Consider the following 6,229-nt stretch of genomic DNA (forward strand, 5'->3'; position numbering starts at 1 on the left):
TACGAGCGTGGGAATTCCAAGCCTCTTAATAATATTTGCCATGGTAAATGTTTTACCCGAGCCGGTAACTCCGAGAAGGGTTTGGTATTTGTTGCCGCTTTGAAAGCCCGCGACGATGCCTTCGATCGCTTTTTCTTGATCCTCGCTCGGAGAGAATTTGCTCTCGATTTTAAAATTTTGCAAAATTTTTCCTTTTTTAAAGCCAAAATTGGGTAATATTTTCATTTAAATTATATCAGAAAAGGCGAAATAATGGAATCAATCTTTGACGAAGAGAAAAAGGTCGAGGGCTTAAGCAATAAAGTAGCTGAGCTGATTAGACGATACACCGAGGCTAGGGACGAAAACGAAAAGCTACGCACCGAACTAGCGACGGTCAAGGCGCAAAACGAGGCTTTGGGAATGCAGCTTGGCACGCTTGAAAACGATCTGGCGTATCGAAAGATGAGCGACGAGGATCTGAGTAAGCAGATCGACGACGTTTTAGCAGGCGATAGTTTAGGCGAGAAATGAAAGAAATTTCCGTTCAGCTGACGAGTAAGTCTTTGACGAAAAAATACGCGATAAGCCTGGATGATGACTTTGCGAAGGTCTTCGGTAGGGACTGGCGGATTTTAACTCGCGGCAGCGATCATCTGGATGCGGGCGAACTACTTGAGGCCTATATCCAAAAAAGCTATGAAAATTTCATGCTTAATAAAAAAATAGATGCCTTGGTAAAGGACATCGACGAAGGAGTAAAATGATGAAAATGAGAAAAGGTGCGGCAGTAGGCGGCGGCGTAAGTGGGATAATATTTTTAGCTATTATAATCTTCGTGATAGTAAAGATAGTGATGCCGAAACTTACCGGCGCTAAGGATGAGGTTTTAGTAAAAGCTTATGCAGTCGAGCTTGAAGGCGTATTTAAAGATATACAACGCGACTACTTAAATCAAGGAAATTTTCGCGAGCTAAAGAGCATGACGGGCTCCAGGCAGTTTAGTGATAGTGATCTAGAAAAAACCGTCACTTTAAATCAATCCTTTGATTACGGCGTAGGACCGAAACTCAAAAACGATATGATCTTTTGCGCGACGATCACCTTACGTCAAGATAGTGATGGATATTTTTTCGAGACCTCGAATATCAATCGCAACAGGGAGCGATGCGAAGCATTTCATAAAGATACGACTTATATGAAGTTAAATGGCTTTAGGATAGGCAAATAATTTTTAAAATTTAATCGCGCGACTGCTATGGATTCGTAAAGCGTCCGTGTAGCAAAAGCGCGATAGTGCTAGTGAAGTGCGATAAGCCGTACGTCGGCTCGCACCTCGTGCCAAAAACATGTTAAGATTTCAAGAATTCATCTTTATAGGTATTTTTTTAAAATTTAGCTTTAAAATCGGCATTTTCGCATTTGTATTGACAGCCTATCGGTTAAATTTTAATCATATTTTAGTTTGCAATTCATATCGGTCGTGATTTATGCTATTGCGGTTAAATTTATGAGATGGGTGCTTTGAAGCTATGCCCCTCGCATGGCGCGGCGATGTGAGCTGTGGCTGGATCTGCGAAAAGCGCCTTATAAAACAAGCGTATTAAGGCAAAATATCAAGATCATCTTAAATTTATGAAATTTGTACCCCGAAAACGCGCGGAATTTTATCGGCGCGGGCTTGGGCGTGAGTTTTAAAATTTTCATATAATTTTTATCAGAGATTCTCAATTGCCGATTTAATCCAACTACGCAAATAATCTAGCTGCTGCGGTGTATGAAACCAATGCTCGCCGTTTTTCATAACGCTTAAGTCGCAGTCGAACTTCTGCGCGAAATTTCTAACGATACAAAGAGGCGTCATATCGTCGTTTTCTGCGTATAGAATCTGGCTAGGCGTTTCCCATTTGGTGATCGGATTGTTCAAAACAAAACTCCAATATTCCCAAAAAAGCGGTTGCCCGGCAAGGGTCAAAATCATCCGCTCTTGCTTCAATCGTTCCTCGCTAACGCCAGCCCTACGCATAATATTTGAAATAACGTATTTCATATCAAGTATCGGCGAGACGAAGAGGCAGTCGCTAAGCTTTTCGTCGCGGAAGCTTTGCAGGCCGAGCCATGCCCCTAGGCTAACGGCAAACAGCGCGACCTCGTCCCAGCGCTTCTTTGCATACGATAAAATTTCGCGAAATTCCAAAATAGCGCGCCGCGGATCGCAAGAAGCGGGCTCGTGCCGCCTCTGTCCGTGCTCGGACAAATCAAAGCTAATTACCTGCCAGCTTTGCTTGCAAACGACGGAAGCCAAAAGCTCCGCATCCTCCTTGCTTCCGCCCTGTCCGTGAGCGTAGATATAAACCTTTTTCGAGCGGCTCCCCCAAACGGCGGCGGGAATGCCGCGTATCTCAATCGCGCTCTTTTGCATTTTTCGTTCCTTTAAATTTTTGCGTCGATACCCGCATTTTGCGGCAATGCTACAAGCAAAACCATAAATATTGCTGAAATTTAATAGCACGCCCTGCTAGACTGCCTGCGATTAGCGATAAATTTTAAAATTTTACGCGCGAGCTGTGCCTGCCGCTTTGTTTTAAAATTTAGCCGCACGAAATTTCAGGCGGCATGATTTTGATTCTTGCAGCACAATTAAATTTTTATGCCGTAGAATTCTGCAAGCTGCGAAATTTAAAATTTAAGACCGCGCAAATTTTATCGCGACTCGTGCAAAATTTTAAAATTTTACGCCTGCTTTATTTGCAGGCTGCGCGAATAAATACCGCTAAATTTTAATTTCAAGCGGGCTCGCGCCTCAGAAGTTAGAATTTGCGCTAATTCATAAGCCCGCCCAAGATGCGGTTTTTAAAATTTCGGTGCTTGATAGCGCCCGCAATCGCACTGTGTTTGCTGCGATCTCGCCTAAAAAAGCTTAAAAAATCAATCCTGCGGCACCGAGCTTGATCCCTAAAGAGATAACTATCAAAACCCCAAGCCCCGCGAAAAAGCCCGCCAGCACGTCATCTAGCATCACGCCGAGCCCGCCCTTTACGTCGCGATCCACACGTCCGATGATCGAGGGTTTGCGGATATCAAACGCCCTGAAAAACAATAGTGCCAAAATCATCGCGACGATCGAGATCCTGCTGCTCTCAAAGCCCGCGATCAGCTCCCGTAGCGGCAGCGAAAAGATCTCGCCCACGGGCGCTGCGACGCACATCGCGATCCACACCCCCACGACCTCGTCGATGACGATCTCGCTGTTATCGTGCGAGCAGGTCCGCTTCTCATAATCGCCTACGATCTTAAGCGAGACGAAAAAGACGAGGCCGGCGCACAAAAACAGCGTCACCTCGCCCGCCAGCATCAAGATCGCAAGCCCCGCTATCCAGCCTGCGATGCTGCCCCAAGTACCAGGCGCGGGCCTTAGCAACCCCGCGCCGAAAAATGTAACGAAAATTTTATCCATAATTGTCCTTTTAAATTTTGCTTTTTAAAATTTTACCGCTTATTTTAATTAGAGCATCTGCTCGCGCGAAAATTTTAAATTCGCCTACGCGCAGAATTTTAAATTTCATTCGTGCATGTAGAATTAATTTGCCCACCTACATGAAATCAGTTCTACTCGCTCGCCACAAAAATTTTGCTCGTTAACGCAGGAATTTTAAAATTCTACTCATCTGCGTAAAAATTTTAAAATTTTGCTCGCTCCACGCGGAGTTTTCAAACCCGTCCGCAAACGCACGGCATTTTGCGCGAGCGAGCAGTCGTTGCGCCTCGCCCAAATTTATGCACTGCGACTTACTGCGAGCATCTGGCTAAATTTAAACTTGCTCGCCGAAAGCTTAAATTTTAGATCCGCTACACTGCTAATTTACGCATATGCCGCGCCTTAAAATTTTAAATTCGCTTCGCCGCGTGATTTTATTGCGTCGTTATAAATTTGCTACGAAGCCGAATCTTTAAAATTTAAAGCTCGTTTTACCGCACCGCTTGTTTTAAAAATTTAGCTTCGTTGTACCGCAAAATTTTACGCCAAATCTGCGTCCGCCGCTCTTTATGCTATAAAATTCCGCGCAGTCCTTTCTTTCCACACTATGGAATTTTACTTTACGTCTAGCCGCCGTAAATTCTAACGTCGCGAAATTTTACCTTCTGCCTAGCTTCCGCAAATTCCACGTCATTTTTTTGCGTTGCGCCCTCGAGAGCTACGTCTTTAGCGCGCTGGTTTGGTACAGCTGCATCAGCTGCTCGTAAAACTCGCTCTCGCCGTGGCTCTGCAAGATCCCGCTGTTTGGAAAAAGCTCGTCGTAGAGCTTTTGCAGATCCGAAAATCGCGCGGGAAAAAGCTCGCTTAAAATCATCGCCGAGATCTCTTTACGCATAAAAATTGCGGGTGGCAAAATCCCTACGCGTAGCAGTGCCTTGAGATTTTGCGTGCGATAATGCACGTGATGATGAGCGCCGTGAGGGCAGTTTTTGGTGCTTACTAGCACCTTGCACTTCTCGCAATAGACGTATTCCGGCATAAGCAAAATCTCGATTTCGCCGCGCTTTTGATACTCGTCCAGCACCGAATGCACGCCGCCACCTTCGAAAAATAGCTCCATATTCGCGTGATTTTGCCCAAAAATTATTTTGTTTATACCTAAATTTTTTGCGATCGCGCATTGCAAGGCAGGCTTGTCGTCAAAAATCGCAAGCGAGCCCAGATCGATCATCATAGCGCGTTGCGCAACCAAAAAATTTTGCAGCAAATAGCTTAGCGTTTTTTTGCGTAGCTCGTAGGGCAGGGCATCCGCGCTGCTCGTGCCAGTTAAAAAAATCACCACGAAATCCGCCTTGTCGATCATATGCCTAATCAGCCGCTCATGCACGCGGTGGATCGGATCGGCGCAGGTAAAAAACGCTGAAATTTTAGGCGCGGCAAGCGAGCTTGCGACTTTTTTTATGCGCGCGATTTGCTCTGCAAGCTCATTTTTTAGCAGCGTGATGCGCCCCTGCACCGCAGTTTGCTCTGCGTATGCGTTTTGAAACACCGAGTCTGCGACCTCGCTTGCGCTTGGGGCATAAACGTCGCTAACGTCTATGCGCGCGACAAGCTCACAATAGGCGGGATTTGCAGCGGAATTTTTGATGAAATTTTCGGTGGAATTTGAGATAAAATTTCCCGCCGAATTTGCTACGGATTTTGCATCTGCGCTACAAACGCGATTTATCGCAGAATTTTCGGCAAAGCTCTGCGCGGAATTTACCGCAGAATTTTCACTAGAGCTTTTCGCCAAATCCAAAGCGGCGTTGTTTGCAGATTTTACATCTGTGCTGCGAGTAAAAGTTTGATCATAGCACGCAGCAAGGCTTTCTATATGGTCTAAGCCCTCGCTTGTGGCGTTTATAGTGCTTTGAGTACTTGCAGTGCGCGCGAAATCCGTGCCGCTTTTCGCAAAATTCTGCTCATTTTGCGCCACAGCAGAAACTCCATCCTGCAAGTTGAGCGATCCTTTAGCTAGCAAATACGCGCCGCTCTCGCCGCTAAGCGAATTTTTGGCGCGTTCGGCTATGCCGTCCTTGCTAAGATAAAGCTCCAAAATATCGCCCTTTTTTGCGTCCGCGCAGGAAAAAACGAAATTTATACCGCAGATGCTAAGCTTGCTTGGGCGCAGTAGCTCGCAGCTCTTGCCGAAAGCGCCGTTTGCGAGCAGGCTCAGGACGTTTAGGTCGGAGCGCGAGATCTCTATCTTGCGGATTTGCGTTGCGCTATTATTTGCGCCTTTGCTCTCGCTTCCGGCTTGCTCTGCCTTTAAATTCCATGCCGCTCCCTTAGCTTGCATCTCATCTTTTCTAGCATCGCCAGCCCTTGACGCTTTTAAATTTCGCACCGTTTTTAAATTGCGCTTTGCTTTTAAATTTTGCTTTGCCTTTAAAAAATTTAGCGCCGCGTCGCTCGAAGCTTTTGCGGCGTTTAGAATTTTTGTGCTATTTGAAATTCCTTCGCTTTCAAGCGGTTTTATTTCGTGCAAATTGCCGGTATCGCGTGAAATTTCTGTCCCGTCTGCGATCCATACCGAGCGCGCGCGGCTATTTTTTTCTTGCGATGCCATATTTTTTCCTTTTCTCCCAAAGCGATTTTCGCGAAATCCCAAGTGCCGCCGCCAGATCGGAGTCGAAATACTCGTCTTGGTGCGCTACGATCGTGAGCTTTACGTATTCTTCGATGCTTAAAATTTCGCTGCGTTCTTTGCTGCTGCCAAGCGTAATTTCG

General features: G+C 45.9%; 8 protein-coding genes and 1 pseudogene. 3 read left to right on the plus strand and 6 right to left on the minus strand.

Annotated features, from left to right (window positions below; all coding sequences use genetic code 11):
* The coding region (locus Q0236_RS01755; protein ID WP_297914317.1) for a DEAD/DEAH box helicase family protein at positions 1 to 183 on the minus strand (183 nt) is incomplete at its 3' end.
* 69 nt (positions 184 to 252) lie between these two features.
* Here Q0236_RS01755 and Q0236_RS01760 point away from each other — a divergent pair.
* The 3 genes from Q0236_RS01760 to Q0236_RS01770 are packed head-to-tail and all read left to right on the plus strand — an operon-like array spanning position 253 to position 1,210.
* On the plus strand, positions 253 to 513 hold the full coding sequence (locus Q0236_RS01760) for a hypothetical protein (RefSeq protein WP_297914319.1): 261 nt from the start codon (positions 253 to 255) through the stop codon (positions 511 to 513).
* A complete protein-coding gene (locus tag Q0236_RS01765) occupies positions 510 to 746 on the plus strand; it encodes a hypothetical protein (RefSeq protein WP_005871317.1) in 237 nt (78 codons plus the stop codon). Before Q0236_RS01760 ends, Q0236_RS01765 begins: the two co-directional genes overlap by 4 nt.
* Positions 743 to 1,210: a hypothetical protein gene (locus Q0236_RS01770; protein ID WP_295151260.1), complete on the plus strand. Its 468-nt coding sequence runs from the start codon at positions 743 to 745 to the stop codon at positions 1,208 to 1,210. The genes Q0236_RS01765 and Q0236_RS01770 overlap by 4 nt, the downstream gene beginning before the upstream one ends.
* Before the next feature lie 486 nt (positions 1,211 to 1,696).
* Here the strand turns inward: Q0236_RS01770 and Q0236_RS01775 are convergent, their stop codons facing one another.
* The 5 genes and pseudogenes from Q0236_RS01775 to Q0236_RS01795 form a co-directional block, all read right to left on the minus strand.
* Positions 1,697 to 2,401: an alpha/beta hydrolase gene (locus Q0236_RS01775; RefSeq protein ID WP_297914322.1), complete on the minus strand. Its 705-nt coding sequence runs from the start codon at positions 2,399 to 2,401 to the stop codon at positions 1,697 to 1,699.
* A gap of 498 nt (positions 2,402 to 2,899) precedes the next feature.
* Positions 2,900 to 3,436 (minus strand): phosphatidylglycerophosphatase A, encoded by a 537-nt coding sequence (locus tag Q0236_RS01780; protein WP_297914325.1) that lies wholly within the window; start codon positions 3,434 to 3,436, stop codon positions 2,900 to 2,902.
* 181 nt (positions 3,437 to 3,617) lie between these two features.
* Complete coding sequence (locus Q0236_RS01785) at positions 3,618 to 3,752, minus strand: hypothetical protein (RefSeq protein ID WP_297914328.1); 135 nt, start codon at positions 3,750 to 3,752, stop codon at positions 3,618 to 3,620.
* Between the two features lie 423 nt (positions 3,753 to 4,175).
* Complete coding sequence (locus Q0236_RS01790; protein WP_297914331.1) at positions 4,176 to 6,068, minus strand: hypothetical protein; 1,893 nt, start codon at positions 6,066 to 6,068, stop codon at positions 4,176 to 4,178.
* Positions 6,046 to 6,229: pseudogene (locus tag Q0236_RS01795) on the minus strand (helix-turn-helix domain-containing protein); the annotation flags it as partial. The pseudogene Q0236_RS01795 and the gene Q0236_RS01790, both read right to left, overlap by 23 nt.

This window comes from uncultured Campylobacter sp. (assembly GCF_938031315.1).
Classification (GTDB): domain Bacteria; phylum Campylobacterota; class Campylobacteria; order Campylobacterales; family Campylobacteraceae; genus Campylobacter_B.

What these genes read in the sequence shown, in the direction of transcription:
- Q0236_RS01770 (WP_295151260.1), top strand. Translation starts at nt 743, where the DNA reads ATGATGAAAATGAGAAAAGGTGCGGCAGTAGGCGGCGGCGTAAGTGGG.
- Q0236_RS01775 (WP_297914322.1), bottom strand. Translation starts at nt 2,401, where the DNA reads ATGCAAAAGAGCGCGATTGAGATACGCGGCATTCCCGCCGCCGTTTGG.
- Q0236_RS01760 (WP_297914319.1), top strand. Translation starts at nt 253, where the DNA reads ATGGAATCAATCTTTGACGAAGAGAAAAAGGTCGAGGGCTTAAGCAAT.
- Q0236_RS01780 (WP_297914325.1), bottom strand. Translation starts at nt 3,436, where the DNA reads ATGGATAAAATTTTCGTTACATTTTTCGGCGCGGGGTTGCTAAGGCCC.
- Q0236_RS01765 (WP_005871317.1), top strand. Translation starts at nt 510, where the DNA reads ATGAAAGAAATTTCCGTTCAGCTGACGAGTAAGTCTTTGACGAAAAAA.
- Q0236_RS01790 (WP_297914331.1), bottom strand. Translation starts at nt 6,068, where the DNA reads ATGGCATCGCAAGAAAAAAATAGCCGCGCGCGCTCGGTATGGATCGCA.